Genomic DNA, 20,937 nt, shown 5'->3' with positions numbered 1-20,937 from the left:
CGCCCGAATAAACCAATGTTTCAGAAGTTTATCTCCTTTTCGCCGTTTGCTCTACCTTTTTGTTGACCTTGTTCAGAGATAAAAACAAAGGCCCGGCGCTTTATGCACCGGGCCTTTGTGGCTATAGCTTATACGTTATCGCTATTCTTTCACCAGCTTCACCTGGCTTACTTGTCCGTTCAGCTCAACGCTCAGGATATACATGCCCTTGTTCAGCTTTTCGTATACTGGCAGTTGTACCTCATTCGGTCCTTCCTGCAGCTCTACTTCTTTGGCGTATACTTTCTTGCCGGTCATGCTGTACACCACCAGGTTGGCTTTTCCGCTAACTTCAGCAGACACATACAGCTTAGAGTTGTAGTTGATTGGGTTCGGAGCCACCAGCACTTGCTGCAGTACTTCGCGGGCCTTCACGTTCACAGCCACTACTTTGCTGTAGTCCGTCGTTCCGTCAATGTCCACCTGCTTCAGACGGTAGTAGATGGTGCCGGTCAGGTTGCCCAGTCTGTGCGTGAACTCGTAGTCCAGTCGCGTCATGCTGTTGGAACCCTTGCTGTCTACGCGGCCTATCTTCTCAAAGCCGTTCTTCGGATTTCTAGACATCTCCACCTCGAAGTGCGAGTTGTTCTGCTCCGAAGCTGTTGCCCACGTCAGCAGCACGTTGTTGTTCTGCAGCGCCGCGTTGAAGGACATGAGCTCTACCGGGAGAGGAAGCACCTCTGAGTTCAGCCCCATATAGCGTGTAACAGCATCAAAAGAACTATGAGTGATGCGACCTGCCTGATTTGTGTTAGCATCTTCTGCTGGCTGGCTCCTCACATAAATTGTCTGCGAAGTGAATCCAGCAGCATCAGGCTCAATTGCCGGCAATACTTTAACCCAGTTTTCATCACTGGCATCTGCTGCTAAAGCTATGTAGAAGTCGTTCACGGCATCATCTCTAAACATGCCTACTGTGAGATTCTCGCCTATGGCCAGGTTCTCACCTGTTACTGTGTAGGATTGAACCGCTGAAATCTGCCCAGCCTCTACTTTGAACGTTAACGGACCGGCAGGAGTAACAGTGATAGTTGGAGCAGCAATGTAAAGTCGCTCGGAGCTCGTATCATCGCCTCCAGCTGCCGCTATCGTAACTGTATTTTCTCTGGCATCTTTTGGCACTACCACTTCTACTGTTGTCGGGTCGCCTGCTGGTTCGAAGAAGTTCGTCGCATATACACTTCCTATCTGCACCGTACCGATACCCTCCAGGTTGTAGCCTCTCAGCAGTATTCTTTCTTTGATTCGGGCTCGGCTTGTGCTGGTGATAAGGCTACCATCCGCATGCTCAAACCTTACTAGCACAGGGCTGGTAACTTCGAAGTCACTTGTTGTAGTTGCCTCACTCACGGTGTTAGCCACTGTAATTTTACCTGTGATAGCATCCTCCGGAACAGTCACATCTACCCAGGTTCCGCCTTCTGTATCGTAGGCTGTCACAGTTGCCTGCACATTTATCTTATCAGCATCCAGCGCAGGAATAGCAGTGCCTCCGTGGCCTTTAAAGTATACCTTCATAGCACCATCTGGTGAGCTACCTGTACCGAACAGATCCCAAAGGTTTGTACCTGTAATTCTCACCGTTGAACCAGATGGCCCTGAAACAGGCGTGAATCCTGCAATGGTCGGCGCGTATACCACTCTGAAGATACCTGTGCTAGTAAACGTTGTTCCTTCTCCTCCACCGTACGGAGTCGTTACAGCAATCTTTCCAGTGATAGCACCTGCAGGGACCTCCAGGCTAATCTGTGTACCTCCTGCGTTAACTGTATAACCTGTTGTTAAAGTTATCTCATCGCCAGCTGCATCAGTTCCCAGGAAGGTTACCCTAGTTGCTTCATCTAAGTTGGTACCAGTGATTGTGAGTGGAGAACCTACTAATCCCGAATTAGTGGAGAAGCTAGTAATAGTTGGGGAACCAATGATGGTCAATGTTCCGCTTGCCTGGCCTGTACCGCTACCGCTCTGTACTCTTACAGAGCCAGACACAGCATTTTGTGGAACAGCAACCTCCAGCACATCTATGCCCTCCTCTGTAGTACTAAGGCTAGAGCTTACGATTGAGCCTGTCACACGTGTGCTGCTTGCACCTGCGAACGTTACTACCGGTGTGCCTCTGGTTACGGCACTTCCATCATAATACTCATCAAACCTCGAACCGGTAATAGTGACAGTATTCACACCGGCATATACTCTTGTATCGTTTGTCTTGCCAGTCTCAGTTACACTGGTTATCACAGGTCTGTAAACAGTGAGGTCAGTGGTCGACCCTGTTCCGCTTGTCGAAGTTACGCTTAGTATATTAACAGTATTATGGCTTACTACTGGTGCTTTAAATGTAATGGTGCCCGCACCTTCTTCCTCATTTGTAAGTTCTATGGTATACCCTGTTATCTGAATACCACCGTAGCTAACCCCTGTAACATTGATGAAGTTAGTACCTGTGATTACGACCTCTTCCCCTGCGTAAACTGCTTGAGGAGCCACACTATAGATTTCCGGAGCAAGCACATTAAATTGCATTGGCTCACTCTCACCACTACCAGATAGAACTGTTATACTTCCTGTTCTAGCACCATTAGGAACAGTTAAGGTGATCGAGGTTTCGCTATACGTTGTAGCCGTCACTTCTGCTCCATTAAACTTCACAACAGGTGCCTTATTTGCTTCACCTCCTGCTCCATCATTCAAGGTTTCATCCCAATACTGCGTAAACAGAGACCCTGTAATGGTTATTTCGGTTTTATCTGCATAGCCTTCCGTTGCGCTTATAGTTGATATCACCGGCTCTTTTACTGTATAGTCGCCCGCACTTGTACCAGTACCGGCTGGAGTTGTAACGGCTACCTTACCCGTCCCCCCATCGAATGGAGCTTTAACTGTGATTAGCTGGAAGCCTGTCGGCTCACCCTGCTCATCCAGTTCATTTGTAACAGAGCCTACCATGGTGGCCGGATTACTATTGAAGGTAACTTCCGTAGCATTCGTGAAATACTGGCCTCTCACTTCTACTAACTGGTAGGCATAGCTCTCAGCAGGAGTATCTGTATTATTGGTGAAAGTAATGTTGGCTGGAACCGGCACTGTAAAGTCTCCCTCACTTATCGCCTCTCCTGCGTCTGCAGTTACGGTGATTTTACCCGTTGTAGCGGCGTAAGGCACTGTTACACTAAGCTCACTGAAGGTTTCGTTCACCTGTACAGTTCCCATATCGGCAGGCTCACCATTAAATGACACGCCTGAAACATCTCTGAAATTTGTACCGGTAATCGTCACTACTGTTCCGGCTACACCCTGCGTAGGGTCAAAAGAAACAATAGTCGGAGCTGGTATAACCGTAAAGATTTCTTCTGTTGTGTTTACAACCTCTTCGTTTACAGCCAAACTTAACGGGCCAGTAGTAGCTCCTGCTGGAACAGTTGCCACAATTGTACCATCGGTGCTGTTCAGGGTAAACCCAGCAGCCGTACCATTAAAATTCACACCAGTTACCTGGTCCAGCAGCCAACCTGTAATGGTTACCTTGTCACCCGCTTTTCCTTCTGTAGGGTTGAAGCTGATTATTTCAGGAGTTGTCACCACTTCATACGTATCTGCACTTGGCTCGCTGTCTCCGGCTGCGTTTGTTACCATCAGCTTGCCTGTTACAGCGCCTGTCGGTACAGTGGCAGTGATTTGCGTTGAAGAATTAACTGTGAACTCTGCTGTTGCCTCGTCTCCTGCTGTTTCTGTACCGAGGAAAGTCACAACTATGTCGTCCCCGATGAATTCGGTTCCCCGGATAATCACTGTCTCACCTGCTACACCTTTAAGAGGTGAAACACCCGTAATCGTTGGCTTCTGAATGATAGTGAAGCTATTCTCACTGCTACCCGTACCTTCGGCATTCGTGATAGAGATGAGACCTGTGGTTGCATCGGCTGGCACTTGTATGGTTAGCTCTGTATCTGACACAACTGTAAAGCCGCCTGGGTTTGTATCAGCATCATAAGGAGCGACAGCACTGCTTGCTCCAAACGTCACAGCTGTTGCTCCTGTAAAATTATAACCTGTGATGATTACCTCATTCCCAGCTACACCCTCTGAAGGAGTAAAAGCATTGATAACAGGTATAACAATCACCTCATACTCAGCTGTAGAAGTGGTGGTGTTGGCGGGGTTTGTTACGCTTAATAAGCCTGTTTCGGCACCAGTTGGCACAATCACCTTGATTTCTGTATCGCTTTCATGAGGGGCGGTGAAGGTAACTGTTTGGTTATCACCCTCTGTCTCGCTACTACCCAGGAACACAACCTCCGAAACATACTTCAGGTGTTCACCTGTAATTGTCACCTCCTGACCGATTGGTCCCTTAACCGGACTGAAGCTTGCAATAGTAGGAGCATAAATAACGTCAAACGGCCCTTCCCAAATTGCTTCTCCGCCTTGGGTTTTTACTGTTACGCTACCTGATACTGCTCCTTGCGGAATGTTAAATGTGATGGCGTTACCCTCTTCATTTACCACAAAGCCAGCTGTATTGGTGTCGGCGTTAAATGGAGTTAGTGTCGCACTACCGAGCGTTACCGTATGTGCTGTTTCAAAGTTTGCGCCTGTAATGGTTATTTCATCCCCCACCAGGCCATAAGTTCTTCCATCGGTTGCTGTTGTGTTTGCAACGGTGGAAATAACTGGGGCAGGAACAAAATTAAAGATTTGCTCGCTGGTGGCTGTTTTTTCGCCTGGAGCGATAAGCTGGATTTTTCCTGTCTTCGCATCAGTTGGCACTGTTACCACCAATTCGTTGTCGCTCGTTGGGGTAGCAAAAGTAGCTTCTCTGTTATCACTGTCATCGCCTTCTGCTCCCAGGAACACCACGCTGCTTACGCTGGCCAGGTTCACACCATACAGCGTTATCTGCATGTTCGGACCAGCTGAGGTTGGCTTAAACTGAGAGTCAACGTTATCATACGCAACAAACTGAGGAGCCGGCACATTGAAAACTTCCGGGCTAACCCCGTCTCCAGCCGCACTTTGTACTGTGATATAGCCAGTGCTAGCACCAAGCGGCACTGTGGTTGTAATTGTTGAGTTATCAACTATCGTGAAGACAGCCTCAGCTCCATTGAACAGCACTTTATCTACCGCAGTCAGGTGAGTACCGGAAATAGTTACTGTTGTACCTACTGAACCATCTTCTCCCGCCCCCATGGTAAACCCGGTGATGCTTGGGGCAAGCACGTCAAATTCTGCTGTGCTTTTGCCGCTTCCCGCAGGGCTGATTACAGTGAGCACCCCATCAGTTGCATCAGCCGGCACTTCAACTGTAATTTCATTTTCGGCAACCGTTTTAGGGGTTGCTGCTACTCCATTAAACTCTACGCTTGTTACACCTGTAAAATACTGACCGCTGATGATTACCTCATCTCCGGCACCGCCTGAGGCTGGTGTGAAGCCAGAGACAACGGGAGCTGGCACTACGAATTCTGTGGCACCCAAAGCTTCTCCGTATGGCGTAACCACTTTAATAAAGGCGCTCTTGGCACCTGTTGGCACCACTGTTGAAACAGACGTACCTTCTGGATTCACTGTTATACTTTCAGCTGGCACTGCTCCAAAGAATACTGCAGAAGTCTCATTCAGGTGCGTACCTGTAATTGTTACAGGTGTACCCGGCACTCCCCCTGCCGGAGTGAAGCCATCGAGTTCAGGCTGTTGCGATACCTTTACCGCATCCAGGAACACATAGGCATCCTTAACACTTGCCAGCTGGAACCTTACATCTGTCGCAGCGGCAGGTAGGTATAAGTCTATACGGGAGGCTTCTGCCGGCACAGTGCTAGTGACACCATTCCCATAGGCCTGTCCGTCGGTGCTGTAGCTTACCGTCATCTCTGCTGCGCCTGCTCTGGTGGTAGTAGCTACAATGCTATAACTCAGTTTGTAGCCAGTAATTCCATTCCCGTTTAGTTTGATGTCGACATTAGCAGAGGTGGTTCTGAACTGGGCTGAACCACCGGCAGCACTTGGTGAAATCTCAGCGCCATCCGCTACCAAGCCATTAGTCTTTACATTCGAAGACGTTGGTGTTCTCCAGGGACCATGGTATTCAGCTGGGGCCGGATAGGTCTGCGCCACAGCCATGGAGACTATTCCGAGCAAGAAAACACACTGCAAGAGCAGCGACCTGAGGAGTTGTGTAATAGGGGGATTGTAGAGTTGCACCATAGCTCGAACTTAAGTATGTAATAAAAATTTTTGTGCTAATTTATGTTAAGCCTAATTGCCACAAAATAAGATAATTTATCTATCATTTTAGCAATATGTCTATATGTTTTTTTATCTAATTTTAAGAATATAGTATTATATGCCACTAGTAAGGTTTTTCCGGGACAATAATCCCCTGAAAGTTGCATTGCAGCCTGTTTGATAGGCTGAGCAGCTCCTCTGTTTTAAACAGAATGTTAAGACATTAAAAGTCAGCCGCTTGGAAGCACTGAGAGGCAATGCAATTTCCACAGCTTCTTCACTTCTAAGTTTTCAACAGAAAAGTACAAAATAATATATATGGAATAAGGTATATTCCTACGAAAACTAAGTATAAACAGTTCAACTTAGCATCGAACAGGTGTGTTAAATGATTTTGCACCTAAGCCAGTGAGGAGAAAAGGACTACCCTTTGCGGGCTACAGGATACGGGCGATCAATGTTGGGCTGGATGTAAAGCTCCAGGGTATCAAGGTCTAAGGCCACCAGGTTGCCGAAAGCCGCATTCCGGTAGTATACACAGCCAGCGTCGAGGTTTAGCTTTGGCTCTTTGTGCGAGGCTGCTTTTTTAATGCCGTGGAGAGGGGTAGGCGTGTGGCCGTGCAGCAGCTTTTTGTTCCCGAGGCGGCCCCAGTCGGGCTTGTAGTCGCGGATGTTGAGCATGGCTTCCTTGTCGGAGAAGATGTCATCCTGCTTAAAATCGAAGCCAGCGTGCACCAGGAAGTAATCGGGTAGCTCTAAATAGTAGGGGAGACCGTTGAGGAAGGCCGTATACTTGTCGGGGAGGTGCTCAAAACGCGTGATGCCGAAACTCTGCAGCACCAGCCCCCGCTCCGTTGAGGTAAGGTTCAGGGCTTTTTCACCTTTCTCCACCGCCTTCAGCAGCATTTGGTCGTGGTTGCCGCGCAGGCAGTGCACCTGATAGCGCTGCTTCTGCAGATGAAGTATAAAATCAATTACACCCTTGGAGTCAGGCCCTTTGTTTACAAAATCGCCGAGCAGGTAGAGCTCGTCATGCTTGGTGAGGCGGAGCTGGTCGTGCACCATGGCCTTGAGAGTGCGGGCACAACCATGTATATCTGTAATGGCGTAACGGGGCATAGGGTCTTTTTTCCGCGGACAAGGCGAACCGTAAAGGTAATACAGAAATAGCACCCGTGCTACAGGTGCTATTTCTGTTTAGGCCATTTAGGTATTCTAATTATACTTGTTGTTGTCCAGATCAGGCTTGTTGGTGTTGCGGTTCGGGTTGTTGGTCGTGGTGTTTTTACCCGCCGCTTTATCAGGCCCGTCGGTGTGCTTTTTCTTCAATTCCTCGTGCTCCGCGCGGGTCTGGTTTGGGTCTACAGGCTTGCCTGCTGCCTTACTCTTCCCCTCGCCGGTTGGCCTTCCTTTGTTTTCGCCGCCGGGTTGGGTGTGCTTATATGATGGCATAATATCCTCCTTTTTAATGGTTGTTCAACTTCACGGCCAGTTTATACTTTACGGCCTTCTCTTCTTGCTTATACTTTATACTTAGGTGCCACGACCTTCGTCCTCGGTGCGCATGTTGTCTGGCGGCGGAACGCCGTCGTCGGCAAAGTCGTTGACGCCGGTGGCGCTTGGCCCCTCGGAAGCCGTGTCGCTGCCATAGCCCTCCTTGCCATCGCGGTTGCCGAAGCCACCGCGCTGGTGCTCGTTCTTAGGCGGGTCAGCGCCCGGTATAATGTGGCCCGCGCGCATCTCCAGATCACCGGTATCTTCCTCTATCTCACGGAAACCCCGCTTGTTTGGCGGCTGGTTTCTCAGCGCATCCTTGTTTTCTTTATCTTCAGCCATAATTGCATTCTTTTAATTAACACTGCGCCCCGTTGCCAGAGCGCTTATACTTTGTTTTACTCTTTTCAGGCCACTTAGGTTTAACTGCCTACCTGCTCACCGCCGTTTACGTGTATCACCTGCCCGGTTATGTAGGAGCCATCCTCAGAGGCCAGGAACACATAGGCCGGGGCCACCTCAGAAGGCTGCCCGGGACGTTTGAGCGGCACATTCTGCCCAAATTCCTTTACTTTCTCCGCATCAAAGGAGGCCGGGATAAGGGGTGTCCAGATAGGGCCGGGAGCCACGGCATTCACACGTATTTTTTTCTCGGCCAGGTTGGCCGAAAGCGACCGGGTAAAGGCGGTGATAGCGCCTTTGGTGGAGGCGTAATCCATCAGGTGGTCGCTGCCGCGGTAGGAGGTAACGGAGGTGGAGTTGACGATGGCGCTGCCTTCCTTCATGTGCTCCAGGGCGGTTTTGGTCATGTAGAACATCGAGAAAATGTTAGTCTGAAACGTGCGCTGCAGCTGGTCCTTCGAGATGTCTTTCAAGTCGCTTTGCTCATGCTGCTCGGCGGCATTGTTCACCAGTATATCCAGCCCGCCCAGTTCCTTTACGGCCCGTTGCACGGCGTCCCGGCAAAATTTCTCATCGCCGATGTCGCCAGAGAGGATAAGCCCTTTGCGCCCTTCCGCTTCAATCAGCTTCAGGGTGTCTTTGGCGTCTTTATCCTCGTTTAAGTATACAATCGCCACGTCGGCCCCCTCACGTGCAAAGTGCACGGCCACGGCACGGCCGATGCCGCTGTCGCCGCCGGTTATCAGGGCTTTTTTGCCTTTCAGTTTGTCGCTGCCTTTGTAGCCTTCCCGGATGTACTCGGGTTGCGGGGTCATTTCATGCTCTTTGCCAGGCTGCTGCTCCTGCTCCTGGGCAGGTAGCTTGGTTGGTTTGTTTGCCATAGTTTTCATAGTTTTAAGTAGGATTGCCGCTTTGGGCAGTTCCCTACTATACGCCTGCGTTTTGGGGTGGTTATCCAATAAAGTCATCTTATACCTGCCGCAGCCGTTTATACTTTATACTTATACTTTATGTGGAGAGAGGAAGAAGACAAATTAAAGCGCAGCCTTACGTTTAAGGACTTTAAGCAGGCGCTGGCCTTTATAAACACGGTAGGCGAGGTGGCCGAGGAAATGGACCATCACCCATGGTGGAGCAACGTGTACAACAAGGTAGAAATAGAACTTACTACCCACGACGCCGGCAACACCGTTACGGAAAAAGACCTGGAACTGGCCCGGCGTATTGACGAAATTTATGACAAGATGATGGCCGAGGGGTAAGGCTATACTTGGCGAGGTTATACTTTGGGGAGCCATACTTTGGCACAGGCTTCCTGAAAGGCAGCAGCAATCAGTAAAGAAAATCAGATAAACTTAACGTGCTATAAGTATGGCTTTATTCGGGCACGTTACCTTGATGCTTTGTTTCTATGTGCTCTACAGCCGCGCGCTTCGGGCACCGTTCGAAAGGTTCATGGGGACTCCCTCCAATGCGACTGACTGGGTGTGGGTATACCTGAAGAGCTTGCTGGTGTATGTGCTTGTGCCCTATAGCTGTGCAGAACTGGTACTGATGGCTTTGCTGGACAAGGCTGCCTGGGGTAATAACAGAACGATAATGCTGCTGCCGCACTTTGCCAGCCTTCTATCCGATCGCAGCATTAACCGGTTGCTGAAGACTGTTCTGAAAGTATAAACTGCAGAAGGGCGAGTCTTAGCACAGGTTTATACTTTGCCTGCACGCCACTCAAAGTATAAAATGGTTTAGTTTATACTTCCGCAGCACCTGTCTAAAGTATAAAAGTATAAGTATGGCTTCCCTTTTCACCTTTCTCCCTTATCTATAGTATCTTTACGCCATGCAGGAACAGGAAAAAACAAGTTTATACCTGGTGCCGACGCCCATCGGCAACTTAGAGGATATTACACTGCGGGCCATACGCATTTTAAAGGAGGTGGACGTGATACTGGCCGAGGACACGCGCACGAGCGGTAAGTTGCTGCAGCACCTGGGCATCGAAAAGCGCATGCACAGCCACCACCTGCACAACGAGCACAAGGCCACCGCCCACCTCATTGATCGCCTGAAGGCAGGGGAGGTGATGGCGCTCATCTCGGACGCAGGCACGCCCGGCATCTCGGACCCCGGTTTTTACCTGGTGCGCGAGTGCCTCAAGCATGATATTAAAGTGGAGTGCCTGCCTGGGGCCACGGCCTTTGTGCCGGCGCTGGTAAAATCGGGCTTCAGTACCGACCGCTTTACGTTTGAGGGGTTCCTGCCCATCAAAAAAGGGCGCCAGACGCGCCTGCAGAGCCTGGCCAACGAAGAGCGCACCATGATTTTCTACGAGTCGCCGCACCGCCTGCTCAAGACGCTTGCGCAGTTTAAGGAGGTATTCGGGGGAGAACGCGAGGCCTCTGTTTCACGTGAAATCTCCAAGATGTTTGAGGAAACCATCAACGGCACCCTGGAGGAGTTGCTGCAGATTTTCAACAACAAAAGTATAAAAGGGGAGTTTGTAGTAGTGGTTTCCGGAGCCGCCAAAGCAGGCAAAGCCGATAAAGAATAAGATGAAAGCATTTGTAAAGAAACTCGCGCTGGCGCTGCTGCTCAGCGTGTTCACCCTGCCGGCCTGGGCGCAGTTTGAGGGCGTGCAGCTCTCGCCTGAGGCCAGAATCAGCCTGATCACCTGCTCGCCGGGGCCGGATTTGTACGCCATTTTCGGGCACAGCGCCGTGCGCGTAAACGACCCCATAACCGGCATGGACGTGGTGTTCAATTACGGCACTTTCGATTTCGACGAACCCAACTTCTACCTCAAGTTCGCGCAGGGCAAACTGCGGTATAAGCTATCGGCGGCGCACTTCCGCGACTTTGTGTACAGCTATACCATGGAGAACCGCTCGGTGTATGAGCAGGAGTTCAACTTCACCGAGGAGCAGAAGCAGCAGTACTGGGGTTTCCTGACGCACAACTACCTGCCTGAGAACCGCTTCTACCTCTACGACTTCTTCTTCGATAACTGTGCTACCCGCATCCGCGACGGTGTAGAGGCCACGTTCCCTAACCAGCTGGCCTTCAACATCAGCCACTTCGACAAAGGCTACAGCTTCCGTAACCTCATCGATTTATACTTGGGCCCTCAACCGTGGGGGGATTTCGGCATCGACATCGCCCTGGGCGCCCGCATCGACCAGAAAGCCACGCCATATGAGTACATGTTCCTGCCGGATTACCTGGCCAAAGGACTAGCCAGCGCCACCATCGCCCAGAACGGCAAAACGGCGCCGCTGATGTTGGAGCAGAAGGTGATATTTGAGCGCGATCCTTCCCAGCCATTGGAGGCCGGCTGGCTGACGCCGCAGCTCGTGTTCTGGACTTTCCTGGTAATAGTCGTGGCGCTTACGGTGATGGATTTCATCAAGCGTCGCCGCAGCCGCGTGTTCGACATGGCATTTTTCTTTATGCTGGGCGTGCTGGGTATCGTGGTGCTGCTGCTCTGGTTTGCCACCGACCACCAGGCTACTGCTTATAACTTTAACCTGCTTTGGGCCATCCCGACACACGCCATAGTAGCCTTTTTCCTGGGCCAGACGGTCCTTGCAGAGTGGGTGCGCAAGTACATGCTCTATACTACCATCCTCACCTTGGTGGCCCTAATTGGCTGGCCGCTGTGGCCGCAAATGTACCATGCCGCTTTCCTGCCCATCATGGTGGCCGCCATACTTCGAGGCGCTTACGCCGTATGGTTCTCTAAAAAGGCACAAGCCCTGGCACATCCACAAAGTATAGCACATAAAATATGAACCTGAACCAACTGGCCAACAACCTGAACATACTTTGCCGCAGCGTCGGCGCTTTTATACGGAAAGAAGGAGAGACCTTCGAGCGCTCCAGCATCGAACAGAAGGGCTTCAACGATCTGGTGTCTTATGTAGACAAGGAGGCGGAGAAGAAACTGGTGGAAGGCCTGCGCCAGCTGCTGCCCGAGGCCGGCTTCATCACCGAGGAAGGCACCGACACCACCCGCGGCGAGCGCTTTAACTGGGTGATTGACCCGCTGGACGGCACCACCAACTTTACCCACGGCCTGCCCGCCTACTGCGTAAGCGTGGGCCTGCTGGACGGCGACGAGGTAGTGGTAGGCACCATCTTCGACCCGAACCGCGACGAGTGCTTCTGGGCTTACAAAGGCGGCGGCGCTTTCTGCAACAGCTCACCCATAAAAGTATCCGACGCCCCGGCCCTGAAAGACAGCCTCATCGCCACCGGCTTCCCTTACTATGACTTTGGCCTGACGCAGCAGTACCTGCAGGTGCTTGGCGCGTTTATGTCGCGCTCGCATGGGGTGCGGCGCATTGGCTCCGCAGCGCTGGACCTGGCCTACGTGGCTTGTGGCCGCTTTGAGGGCTTTTTCGAGTTTAACCTGAACGCCTGGGATGTGGCTGCCGGCATTGTGATTGTGCAGGAGGCGGGCGGCAGGCTCAGCAGGTTTACCGATGAGGGCGACTACATTTTTGGGCGGGAGATCGTGGCCAGCAACGGCCACATCCACCCGGAGATGCAAGAAACCATCGGTGAGTTCTGGAAAAAGCCATCCGCCTAAACTTTTTATACTTTCACACGGTTTCTAAAGTATGATTCAGCAAGTCCTCATTCTGCTTATTTTTCTGGTAGCCATCGCCTACATGGTGCGCATGCTTTACCAGACGTTCTCGGCCAAGGACGGTTGCGCCAAAAGCTGTGGCGCCTGCTCCACTATCGACTTTAAAAAGATACAGAAAGACCTGGAGAAACAGCAGGCGAAAGCGTAGTTTATACTTCCGCACAGCCTCAACACCGGCTCCAAGGGTATTCCGGGCACTTGGATCGTCCCTCTACTTTGATTTTGCGTATAGGTCTATACTTAAAGATAGAACCACTTAACACGACATACTATGCAAGATAAAGTTGAAGAAAGATCTTTAGTAAACGTGCTCAACCGCCTGCGCAAGGACGGCTACAAGTACGACTTCAAGGTAGGGCAGGACGGAAGGCTCTGCACCATGGAGGAAAGAGAAACCTATTTCACCCCGGACCAGGTACGCATCGTGGACCACTACCGCTTTGAGGGCGAGAGCGACCCGGATGACATGTCTATACTTTACGCGCTGGAGACAAAAAGCGGCCTGAAGGGCACCATCTCCAACTCCTACGGCCCTTACGCCGACGAGAACGTGGATACCTTCCTGAAGCAGGTGGAGGACCTGGGCAAGAACCTGGACAAAAAAGACAAGTAAAACAGAAAGGGCCGATACTGCATCGGCCCTTTCTGTTTGAAAAGTATAACTAGCTGTTGTCGCGCCAGCTTGTTCCCGTGCCGTCTCCACGCATACGTTGCAGCTCGTCGCCCAGCCTCCGGTTGCCCTTCTCGCTGAAGTTGAGGCTGTGTATAGGGTAGGGGATGATGATGTTGTTGGCGTCGAAGGCTTTTTTGATGCGGACAATCGCGTCGCTCTTGGCTCCCACGTAGTCGACCTGGCGGTTGTAGGTAATCCAGAACCTGGCCTTGAACCGGATGGAACTCTCCTCGAAGGCATCAAACATCACCTCAATCTGGCGGGCTTTTACCCGGTTCTTCACATCTTCCAGGGCCTCTATCACCAGCTTCTGTATCCGCTCCAGGTCTTCTGAGAAAGACACGCGCACTTCCAGGTCCACGCGCCGGGTGCCGTGGAAGGAGAGGTTGGTGACCGGGTTCTCGTATACCATCTTATTGGGCAACCGGACCAGTTCCCCCGTTGGTTTCCGGATATCCACTGTGCGTAACGAGATGCGCTCAATCACGCCAAAGTAGTCGTTCGTCTCAATCATGTCACCCACACCGATAGGCCGCTGCACGGCAATAATCACTCCTGCAATGAAGTTGGCCGCAATATCCTGAAAGGCAAAACCCAGCGCCAATCCCAGGATACCCACACCGGCCAGCAGCGAAATGACTACCTTATCGAGGCGCAGCACGCTCAGCACAAAGAAGAGCCCGATGAGCAGCAGCGCCAGGTATAGCAATGTAGAGATCAGGTTGTTAAGCGCCACACTGTGCGAAAAGCGGCTGATCACGCTATCAAGGCCCCTGCGTATCAGCTTGGCCGTGTAGAAGGTAAGAATAAGCAGGATGAGCGCCACAAACAGGTTGGGCAGCAAGAGCACAATGTGGTTCCCCCACGACTCCAGCTTATTCAGCAGCAGGTCGAGAGCGTTGTTGATGTCTTCCATAAAGTACAGGGTGTATGATACTTTGTCAATCCCTTAGGCCCATACTTTGGTACCCTCGGTGCAGTTGCGGCACATCTCCACCTCGCTACGGGAGCGCAGCACCTGCTGCCTGAACGTGTTATACTTTTCGCCGCGCCATACCTGGGCAAAAGACTGCTGCTGCAGGTCGCCCTGGCGGTATTCGGCATCTTTGTCAAAACAACAGGGCACCACCAAGCCATCCCAGGTAATCACGCAGGAGTGCCACATCCGCCAGCAGTGGTTGAGCAGCTTGTTCTTAAGGCTGTAGCTGCCGTCACCGTTATTGTGGTACCTGGAGTAATAGTCTATGGTCGGGATCAGGGGCGAACCCTGCTCGTAGTCGTAGATCTGTGCCGTTTTAAACACCACCTCATCCACGCCCAGCTCTTTGGCCAGCTTTTGTACGTCCTCGAGCTGGTGCTCGTTAGGCCGCACCACCAGAAACTGAAACATGATGTGCGGCGTGCGCGACTTGAGCTCCTTCTTCCACTTCACCACGTTGCGCGTGCCCTCCAGCACCTTCTCCAGCTTGCCACCCACGCGGTAAGCCGCATACGTTTCCTGCGTTGTCCCGTCTATGGACACAATCAGCCTGTCCAGCCCCGACTCCACGGTTTTGCGGGCGGTGGCGTCGTCCAAGAAATGGGCGTTGGTGGAGGTGGCCGTGTAGATACCCCGGTCAGAAGCATACTTTACCAGCTCCAGGAAGTTCTTGTGCAGGTAAGGCTCGCCCTGAAAGTAAAAGATCAGGTACAGCAACCGGCGGTGCAGCTGGTCAATGGTGTCTTTGAAAAGCTCGCCTTGCAGCATGCCCGTGGGGCGGGTAAAGGATCGCAGGCCGCTGGGGCACTCGGGGCAGCGCAGGTTGCAGGAGGTGGTGGGCTCGAGTGAGATGCTGAGCGGATACCCCCAGTGCGTAGCCCGCCCCGTAAACTTGGAGTACAGGTAACTGCTTACCACCTGCAGTGCATTCAGGGCACGCAGCGGCGTCAGTTTGGATAGAAAGTTGAGCCCATCGGCTATTTGAAGTGCCATACCAGGTTTAAGGGAGCTACGGCAGCAGCCACACACAGCCAACTGCCAGAAAAAAGGGGCAGCCTCGCTGGCCACCCCCTAAATTATACTTTCTGCCACTAACGGCCAAACAAGTCAGGCTAGTACCTGAACAGCGCCTTGACAGCGCCCTGGCCATCGGGGCTCACCTCGCTCAGGCCATTGTAGCTGCTCACAAACACTTTGCCTCCCTGCGACAGCGTTTTAATGGCTGCCAGGTTAATCAGGTCGTCGTCGCCGCGTTTGTACTCGTTGTGTATCTCGGCTGTAGCGCTCTTGGCGTCGTACTTGCCCCAAACCGGTTGGCTTGGCGTGATAAACAGGGTATCCACGCGTCCATGCACGGCCTCTGCCGCCACGGTGGCAACATCCTCGGAGGTCACGCCTGTGCCAGCCACGTTCTGGTAGCGCGTCAGCGAATCAGTATGCGCCTGCTGCATCAGCGGCTTCACAACAGCCAGCGCCTTCTCATGCAGGGCACTCATGTTTACCACGTCCGCGTTCTCGTTGATGTTGATGTTCTGCGGCACGATGTTTTTATACTTGCTGTGCTGCTTGTAGAGGCTGCAGTAATGGTCTACGCCGGCCAGCACCAGCGGCTCGTGCGCGTTGTGCAGTAGCTGCTGCATGCTGTTGTCTATCTCAAGCACAAACTCGCGCACCCGCTCATGCTCCTCGTCGCCTTTGGTGCTGCCGGGGCCGTGCACAATGTTAGAACCGTTTACGGTAGTGGTGGAGTGCGTGAAGTCCTGGTCGTTGCCCTTGACGTCGAACTTGAGCGCCTGGGTCATGGTTTCCGGCACAAAGGAGCTGATGTCAACCTGCCTGATCTTGTCGATGGTTGCCTCATAAAAAGCCACTTTCTCGCGGTACAGGCTCAGGATGAAGAAGCGCCCGTTCTGGCTCAGGATAGGCAGCACAGGGGTGAGGTAGAACTGGTCCAGCACATACACTACCTCAGGCATGGTGATGGGCAGCGTGTAGTGGGCCGAGAACCCTTTGGTGATGAACAGGGCAAGTCCCTCGGCCTGGTGGCGCCAGAAGCCACCGTCGTTCAGGAGGTCTTCGGCTGGTCTAAGGTACTCTGTAATCTCTGCCTCCGGCACATCGTGCCTTGCCAGCAGGCTGCGGGTTTCTTTCAGTTTGTTTTTGAACAGTGTCTGATCCTGGCCATTCAGCGTTTCGTGGCCAGCACGGTGCGTAGGTATGTAGAGAGAAATAAACAATGCGTTTTGTGTGTTGCTCTGCACATTCAGCAGTTTCTCAATGTCATTCTTATTGATTAATGCCATATTGTTTTGGGATTAAAAGTATGGTATTTATAAATTCTAGTATGCTTTCATAGCACCTCTACAACTTACAGGGGTGTAGGATTTAAGTACGCAGCAATACATTTAACGGTTATTTTGAGTGGGTAGGGCAAACTGCTTCCCGCTGTTTATACTTGTTGGTGACGGCGGCTATACTTTATACTTTTATTGGCGCGAGTTTGTAGCTCGTGTCTGTTAAAACCATTGCTGGCGCGGGGTTGCAACCCGTGTCTTGCTATCTACTCGGATTTGCAATCCGAATGGCTTGAAGCGCCATACTTATACTTTAGCTATACTATTTAAACTTGCCGGTTTATACTTTCTGCTGTTCCGGACATCCCTGTCCGGAACCAATCTTCTGCGACTTCCGAGTCCGCGTAGGCCATCCTTTATACTTTAGCCATACTTCCCATAGCCCCTGCTTCCTTCCACTTGAAGCAGGCTATCCTTTCTAGCTTCTGGTCATCCTCCAGACTTACATAAGCTACTGTTGCATCTCCTACTTTGGTGCTCTCAAGCCCGAGAGGGCTCGCCTTCGGGCATCGCGCTGTCTACATTTCCTTTGCTCCTGACGTCGCAATGCCTGCGGCACCGGAAATCTAGAAGGCGCTCAACCCAAAGGCTGGGATAAGGTCGATAGCCGCTGCCCTTGCTATGCAACAGGTACCAACTGTCCCCTTGAGGACAAGCAAGAACGAGAGTTCGAAGCTTGCGAGCAGCGCTCAATAGGGGTGTTTATACTTTGGCAACGAAGCTTATACTTCAGCTAAGGTAATGACAGGCTCCCCTCCTTGGCTAAGGAGGGGTAGGGGTGGTTGGACCCGGCATCTCCTATACTCCCGATGACAAGCTTGCGAATGCCTACAAAAAAAGCCCGGCTCCTGTCATAGGGAGCCGGGCTGGGGGTATAAGCTGTGAACGATATAAACTATTTCAGGGAGACCTGCCGCACCTGCAGGTGTTGCAGAATGTCGTTGGCGGCCTCGTGGTCGCTGGGGCGGCGGGCTTTCAGGGAAATGAAACGCCCCTCTTCATCCAGCAATATGTATGCCGGCACCTCCTTCAGCCCAAACTGCGTGGCGACCTCTGCGGGTGTGGCCCTGGCCAGGGTTTGCTCGCCCTGCAGCTCTTTTTTCTGCACCAGTTGCCGCCACTGCTCCTCGTTGTCTCCCACGGCCACATTCAGGAAAACAACCCGGTGGTTGCCTAGTTTGCTGGTTAGCCGCTGCAGGTGCGGGAGTTCCACGTGGCATAAACCACAATCGCTCCGCCAAAAGTTCACGTAAATCAAATTTCCTCTAAAATCACTCAGCGAAACGTCCTCACCAGAGAGGGTGGTCAATTTAAGGTCGGGGGCCAGGCCGCCGGCTACCAAGGTGCTGTTCTCGCTGAAGAGCTTTTCCAGGTAGGCATTGGCAGCTTGATCTGTACTTTTCTGCTTGAAGTTGTGCAGCAGCTGCGTGGTATACTTCAGGTGGCCCTGCTGTATGGATTGCTTTAGCACCTGGGCCTGCGCCACCAGCCTCACCTGCCCCTGCAGCTCCTGCTCGGCAACATCGTAGCGCACCTGAAAGTAGGCGGGGCTTTTTTCTGTGTAGCCGCTCTCCCTGGCGTAATAGGTCGTATAGTTGCGCAGGAAACTCAGAAACGAAGGACTTATCAGGTTATCGGGGTTGTCAAGGTCTAAGTCGTAAAGATAGCTGTAGAAATCTGCGGAGGGTTTGGAGAGCAGCACCTGCAGCATCTGCTGCCGCATGGGGTGGTAGTTCAGAATATCCAGTGCGTAGCTATAATCGATCTCTGCCTGCAGAAATGCCCGGAAGGAAGGCGACAGCTCATACCTGGAGGCATACTTCTCGAGGTTGCTCAGCTGATCGGCGCGGCGGTAGTCGAGAAACTCGGTAAAGCCTTTTTCGGGCAGCTTCACGTTGTCGGGCAGGGCCTGGTACTCTTCCTCCTCCTCAAAGCGTAAAGTATACTTTGCCAGGCAGTTGTTTTCGTTGGCGCCTTTTCCTTTATACTTCAGCGATTTCAGGAAGCTCTTGCCACTGGTTTTCAGCTCCAGCTCGTAGCCGGACTCCAGGTATACTTGCGCTACTTCCTCGCCATGCTGCAATTCGGCTACCATCGCGCGCTCCACCGGCACCTCAATCCGGAAGGTTTTGCCGTTCAGGGGCACGGCTGTCTTTACTTCCTCCGAAAGTAGGGGGTTGGGGTAAGTTATCAGCTCAACGTGGTCGGAGAGGGGGGCAGCGATGCTGCCAACGATAACGGCCTTGCCCTGGGCGAGGAGCTGGCTAAGGGGCAGCAGCAGGGCGGACAGCAACAGGTAAAATTTTCTCATCTGGCAGGTGCGGTTCTTTGGCTAAAAAAGGAATCGTACTATTCTTCCGCCCTTTACACATCAAGAGCATCGGCAGGAGTAAGTATACAACATTGAACAATAATGTCCTATAGCTTAATTCCTGGCAAGACTCACTTTTTATCATTTTATCGGAATTCCTGAAGTATAGCTACATTTAACGCACCTGTTCCACCTGATTTAACTTATACTTAACATTCCGTTTTAGAGCATACAGGTAAATTAAGCATCAAACAAAGCATAAACCTCAATCGCAAAGCCACTAATTTATACTTGCACTTTGCCTGACCTATACATTACAAACCCGCAGAAACCTTACACGAAACAGCACAAAAAAAGCACAGGCTCTCGGCCTGTGCTTTGCTATACTTTATACTTTGTAAATTTATACTTTATGCTTACCCAAACAGGCTGGAAAACACTTCCTCCAGGCGGCCATAGGCGTGTATGTTGATGGAGAACTTGCTCAGGTCTACGCCCTTTTTGTTGTACTTGGAGATGTAAATGTCGGTAAAGCCAAGTTTCTCGGCTTCGGTGATGCGGTTCTCTACACGGTTCACGGCCCGCACCTCACCGCCCAGGCCAACTTCGGCGGCAAAGCAGGTGGTGCTCGGAATGGGCATGTCCTCGAAAGAGGAGAGGATGGAGGCGCACACGGCCAGGTCCAGGGCCGGGTCTTCTACCTTCAGGCCGCCGGCAATGTTGAGGAACACGTCCTGGGTGCCGAGGCGGTAGCCGCCGCGCTTCTCCAGCACGGCCAGCAGCATGTTCAGGCGCTTGCCGTCGAAGCCGGTGCTGGTGCGCTGGGGCGTGCCGTACGTGGCCGGGCTCACCAGGCTCTGCACTTCTATCAGCAAAGGGCGGTTGCCCTCCAGCGTGGCGCCTATACTTATTCCGCTAAAGGCATCCTCGCGCTGCGAAATCAGGATTTCGGACGGGTTGCTCACCTCGCGCAGGCCGGAGCCCATCATCTCGTAAATACCCAGCTCGGAGGTGGAGCCAAAGCGGTTCTTGGTCGTGCGCAGGATGCGGTAGGTCATGTGGCGGTCGCCTTCGAACTGCAGCACCGTGTCCACCATGTGCTCGAGTATCTTGGGCCCGGCCAGGTTGCCCTCTTTGGTGATGTGGCCTATCAGAAAAACGGGCGTGCCGCTTTCTTTGGCGAACTTAAGCAGCTCGGCGGTGCACTCGCGCACCTGGCTTACGCTGCCCGCCCCGGCCTCAATAAAGGAGGAATGCAGGGTCTGAATGGAGTCGATGATGAGCACCTGCGGCCGCACCAGCTCTATTTGCTTAAAGATGTTCTGCGTACCGGTCTCGGTCAAGATAAAGCAATCGGCGGTTTGGGCCATAAGGCGCTCGGCGCGCATCTTTATCTGCTGCTCGCTTTCCTCGCCGCTCACGTACAGCACCCGCAGCCGGCTCAGGCTCAGGGCAATCTGCAGCATCAGCGTACTTTTCCCGATGCCCGGCTCGCCGCCAACCAATACCATAGAGCCGGGAACAATGCCGCCACCCAGCACCCGGTTCAGCTCCTGGTCCTGCGTGATGATGCGTTGCTGCTCCTGGTAGCTGATGTCGGCGATGGGCTTGGGCTTGTTGGCCACCTGGGCCGAACTGCTGCCTACCTTCCAGACGCTGGTGGGGGTCACCTCCTCGCGCTGCACCACCTCCTCCACGTAGGTGTTCCACTCGCCGCAGGCCGGGCACTTGCCAATCCACTTAGCCGATTGGGCGCCGCAGTTCTGGCAGAAGTAGGATGTTTTTATCTTAGCCACTTGGATAATTTTG

Annotated in this window: 17 protein-coding genes; 7 read left to right on the top strand and 10 right to left on the bottom strand. The window is 52.3% G+C overall.

Going from position 1 to position 20,937, the window contains the following annotated elements; genetic code table 11:
* Nucleotides 1–141: 141 nt before the first annotated feature.
* The 5 genes from C8N40_RS01490 to C8N40_RS01470 all read right to left on the bottom strand — a co-directional run bounded on the left by C8N40_RS01490 (nt 142) and on the right by C8N40_RS01470 (nt 9,053).
* Nucleotides 142–6,246 (bottom strand): IPT/TIG domain-containing protein, encoded by a 6,105-nt coding sequence (locus tag C8N40_RS01490; RefSeq protein WP_108210032.1) that lies wholly within the window; start codon nt 6,244–6,246, stop codon nt 142–144.
* Nucleotides 6,247–6,690: 444 nt separating this feature from the next.
* Complete coding sequence (locus C8N40_RS01485) at nt 6,691–7,386, bottom strand: metallophosphoesterase family protein (protein ID WP_108210031.1); 696 nt, start codon at nt 7,384–7,386, stop codon at nt 6,691–6,693.
* Nucleotides 7,387–7,482: 96 nt separating this feature from the next.
* Complete coding sequence (locus tag C8N40_RS01480) at nt 7,483–7,719, bottom strand: hypothetical protein (protein ID WP_108210030.1); 237 nt, start codon at nt 7,717–7,719, stop codon at nt 7,483–7,485.
* 81 nt (nt 7,720–7,800) lie between these two features.
* A complete protein-coding gene (locus C8N40_RS01475) occupies nt 7,801–8,103 on the bottom strand; it encodes a hypothetical protein (RefSeq protein ID WP_092100939.1) in 303 nt (100 codons plus the stop codon).
* An 80-nt stretch (nt 8,104–8,183) separates the two neighbouring features.
* Complete coding sequence (locus tag C8N40_RS01470; protein WP_108210411.1) at nt 8,184–9,053, bottom strand: SDR family oxidoreductase; 870 nt, start codon at nt 9,051–9,053, stop codon at nt 8,184–8,186.
* 120 nt (nt 9,054–9,173) lie between these two features.
* Here C8N40_RS01470 and C8N40_RS01465 point away from each other — a divergent pair, with 120 nt between their 5' ends.
* The 7 genes from C8N40_RS01465 to C8N40_RS01435 all read left to right on the top strand — a co-directional run bounded on the left by C8N40_RS01465 (nt 9,174) and on the right by C8N40_RS01435 (nt 13,424).
* Nucleotides 9,174–9,425: a 4a-hydroxytetrahydrobiopterin dehydratase gene (locus C8N40_RS01465; RefSeq protein ID WP_108210029.1), complete on the top strand. Its 252-nt coding sequence runs from the start codon at nt 9,174–9,176 to the stop codon at nt 9,423–9,425.
* A 109-nt stretch (nt 9,426–9,534) separates the two neighbouring features.
* The gene (locus tag C8N40_RS01460) at nt 9,535–9,840 is read left to right on the top strand and encodes a hypothetical protein (RefSeq protein ID WP_146173490.1); all 306 of its coding nucleotides are present in this window, start codon (nt 9,535–9,537) and stop codon (nt 9,838–9,840) included.
* Nucleotides 9,841–10,003: 163 nt separating this feature from the next.
* On the top strand, nt 10,004–10,714 hold the full coding sequence (gene rsmI / locus C8N40_RS01455) for a 16S rRNA (cytidine(1402)-2'-O)-methyltransferase (RefSeq protein ID WP_108210027.1): 711 nt from the start codon (nt 10,004–10,006) through the stop codon (nt 10,712–10,714).
* A gap of 1 nt (nt 10,715) precedes the next feature.
* Complete coding sequence (locus C8N40_RS01450) at nt 10,716–11,951, top strand: Lnb N-terminal periplasmic domain-containing protein (RefSeq protein WP_108210026.1); 1,236 nt, start codon at nt 10,716–10,718, stop codon at nt 11,949–11,951.
* Complete coding sequence (locus C8N40_RS01445) at nt 11,948–12,751, top strand: inositol monophosphatase family protein (RefSeq protein WP_108210025.1); 804 nt, start codon at nt 11,948–11,950, stop codon at nt 12,749–12,751. Before C8N40_RS01450 ends, C8N40_RS01445 begins: the two co-directional genes overlap by 4 nt.
* Before the next feature lie 31 nt (nt 12,752–12,782).
* A complete protein-coding gene (locus C8N40_RS01440) occupies nt 12,783–12,959 on the top strand; it encodes a hypothetical protein (protein ID WP_245904941.1) in 177 nt (58 codons plus the stop codon).
* A gap of 123 nt (nt 12,960–13,082) precedes the next feature.
* Entirely contained in the window at nt 13,083–13,424 is a 342-nt protein-coding gene (locus C8N40_RS01435; protein ID WP_092100927.1) for a hypothetical protein, read from the top strand.
* A 49-nt stretch (nt 13,425–13,473) separates the two neighbouring features.
* Here C8N40_RS01435 and C8N40_RS01430 read toward each other — a convergent pair whose 3' ends face one another.
* From C8N40_RS01430 to radA, 5 genes are all read right to left on the bottom strand, one after another.
* Entirely contained in the window at nt 13,474–14,400 is a 927-nt protein-coding gene (locus C8N40_RS01430; RefSeq protein ID WP_108210024.1) for a mechanosensitive ion channel family protein, read from the bottom strand.
* 33 nt (nt 14,401–14,433) lie between these two features.
* The gene (locus tag C8N40_RS01425; protein ID WP_108210409.1) at nt 14,434–15,456 is read right to left on the bottom strand and encodes an SPASM domain-containing protein; all 1,023 of its coding nucleotides are present in this window, start codon (nt 15,454–15,456) and stop codon (nt 14,434–14,436) included.
* A gap of 119 nt (nt 15,457–15,575) precedes the next feature.
* Entirely contained in the window at nt 15,576–16,766 is a 1,191-nt protein-coding gene (locus C8N40_RS01420; RefSeq protein WP_108210023.1) for a baeRF7 domain-containing protein, read from the bottom strand.
* 946 nt (nt 16,767–17,712) lie between these two features.
* Nucleotides 17,713–19,128: a TlpA family protein disulfide reductase gene (locus C8N40_RS01415; protein WP_108210022.1), complete on the bottom strand. Its 1,416-nt coding sequence runs from the start codon at nt 19,126–19,128 to the stop codon at nt 17,713–17,715.
* A 416-nt stretch (nt 19,129–19,544) separates the two neighbouring features.
* The gene (gene radA, locus C8N40_RS01410) at nt 19,545–20,924 is read right to left on the bottom strand and encodes a DNA repair protein RadA (RefSeq protein ID WP_108210021.1); all 1,380 of its coding nucleotides are present in this window, start codon (nt 20,922–20,924) and stop codon (nt 19,545–19,547) included.
* Between the last annotated feature and the right edge of the window lie 13 nt (nt 20,925–20,937).

It is taken from the genome of Pontibacter mucosus (genome assembly GCF_003054055.1).
Lineage (GTDB): Bacteria > Bacteroidota > Bacteroidia > Cytophagales > Hymenobacteraceae > Pontibacter > Pontibacter mucosus.
The sequence above is the reverse complement of the archived record's forward strand: the minus strand, read 5'-3'. Positions and strand labels throughout refer to the sequence as shown.

Coding starts and splice junctions, on each gene's coding strand:
- C8N40_RS01415 (WP_108210022.1), bottom strand. CDS start 19,128: ATGAGAAAATTTTACCTGTTGCTGTCCGCCCTGCTGCTGCCCCTTAGC.
- C8N40_RS01420 (WP_108210023.1), bottom strand. CDS start 16,766: ATGGCATTAATCAATAAGAATGACATTGAGAAACTGCTGAATGTGCAG.
- C8N40_RS01460 (WP_146173490.1), top strand. CDS start 9,535: ATGGCTTTATTCGGGCACGTTACCTTGATGCTTTGTTTCTATGTGCTC.
- C8N40_RS01470 (WP_108210411.1), bottom strand. CDS start 9,053: ATGAAAACTATGGCAAACAAACCAACCAAGCTACCTGCCCAGGAGCAG.
- C8N40_RS01490 (WP_108210032.1), bottom strand. CDS start 6,246: ATGGTGCAACTCTACAATCCCCCTATTACACAACTCCTCAGGTCGCTG.
- C8N40_RS01425 (WP_108210409.1), bottom strand. CDS start 15,456: ATGGCACTTCAAATAGCCGATGGGCTCAACTTTCTATCCAAACTGACG.
- rsmI (WP_108210027.1), top strand. CDS start 10,004: ATGCAGGAACAGGAAAAAACAAGTTTATACCTGGTGCCGACGCCCATC.
- C8N40_RS01450 (WP_108210026.1), top strand. CDS start 10,716: ATGAAAGCATTTGTAAAGAAACTCGCGCTGGCGCTGCTGCTCAGCGTG.
- C8N40_RS01435 (WP_092100927.1), top strand. CDS start 13,083: ATGCAAGATAAAGTTGAAGAAAGATCTTTAGTAAACGTGCTCAACCGC.
- C8N40_RS01440 (WP_245904941.1), top strand. CDS start 12,783: ATGATTCAGCAAGTCCTCATTCTGCTTATTTTTCTGGTAGCCATCGCC.
- C8N40_RS01475 (WP_092100939.1), bottom strand. CDS start 8,103: ATGGCTGAAGATAAAGAAAACAAGGATGCGCTGAGAAACCAGCCGCCA.
- C8N40_RS01480 (WP_108210030.1), bottom strand. CDS start 7,719: ATGCCATCATATAAGCACACCCAACCCGGCGGCGAAAACAAAGGAAGG.
- C8N40_RS01485 (WP_108210031.1), bottom strand. CDS start 7,386: ATGCCCCGTTACGCCATTACAGATATACATGGTTGTGCCCGCACTCTC.
- C8N40_RS01465 (WP_108210029.1), top strand. CDS start 9,174: ATGTGGAGAGAGGAAGAAGACAAATTAAAGCGCAGCCTTACGTTTAAG.
- C8N40_RS01445 (WP_108210025.1), top strand. CDS start 11,948: ATGAACCTGAACCAACTGGCCAACAACCTGAACATACTTTGCCGCAGC.
- C8N40_RS01430 (WP_108210024.1), bottom strand. CDS start 14,400: ATGGAAGACATCAACAACGCTCTCGACCTGCTGCTGAATAAGCTGGAG.